This window comes from Inquilinus limosus MP06, assembly GCF_000767795.1.
GTDB lineage: Bacteria > Pseudomonadota > Alphaproteobacteria > DSM-16000 > Inquilinaceae > Inquilinus > Inquilinus limosus_E.
Genome location: NZ_JANX01001076.1, coordinates 1 through 922, shown reverse-complemented (window position 1 = coordinate 922; position 922 = coordinate 1). Strand labels below are relative to the sequence as shown.

Sequence of the window (922 nt, the reverse complement as noted above, 5' to 3'; positions counted from 1 at the left end):
GATTCCGTTGAAGAAGTCGGCAGCGGAGAGCGGTTGACGCGACGGTGACCAGGACGCGTGGAAGCCTGAGGCCTCTCAGGCCGGGACGGGCGTCGGCATCGGGATGAGCTTGGCGAGCTTTCGGAGGTTCTGGGCGGCGGCGGCGAGGTGGAATTCGTCGCGGGCGCCGTTCGGCCCTCTCAGCCGCAAGCGGTCGAGCTTGAGGATGCGCTTGAGGTGGGCGAACAGCATCTCGACCTTCTTCCGCTCGCGGCACGAGGTGGCATAGGCGTCGGTGGCGGCGATGTCGCGCGCCATGTCGCGAGCGCCTTCGTGGATCGAGCGGGGGACCTTGCGGGCAGGCGTGTTCGGGCAGCAGCGCGGCTTCAGCGCGCAGGCGTCGCAGTCCAGCTTGCTGGCGCGATAGCGGATCATGCCGTTCGCGTCGACGAGCGGGCGCGGCGTCCGATAGACGACCTGGCGCGGCCTGAGTGGCTTCCCGGCCGGACAGATGTAGGCGTCGGCCTGGTGGTCGTAGGTGAAGTCCGCCTTCTCGAAGGTGCCGTCGCTGCGCTCGGATCTGTCGAAGACCGGGATGTGAGGCTCGATCCCGCGCTCATGGACCAGCCATAGGCGCTGTCGGCGGCCAGCCGCTCGGGATAAAGACCGAAGCGGTCGCGGGTGCGGTCGACCATGGTGCGGGCGGCACCGACCTCCGCCTGGCGGATGGCACGGCTCGCCTCGACATCGACGATGATCGCGTGGTCGACGTCGATCAGGATAGTTGGTGGCATAGGCGAAGAAGGCGTGGCCCTTCAGCGCTCCTGTTCACTGCGCGGCCGGATCCGACCGCGAGACGAACTTGGGCTTGGCCTCGCTGGCAGCACCCCAGGCCGCCTCGTCCAGCGTGTCGAGATACTCCCGGACCGAGCGGCGGGTCGCC

1 pseudogene is annotated in these 922 nt (G+C 68.5%); it reads right to left on the bottom strand.

The features are described 5' to 3' along the window. Positions 1–75 precede the first annotated feature (75 nt). A pseudogene (locus P409_RS35280) lies at positions 76–922 on the bottom strand (transposase); the annotation flags it as partial.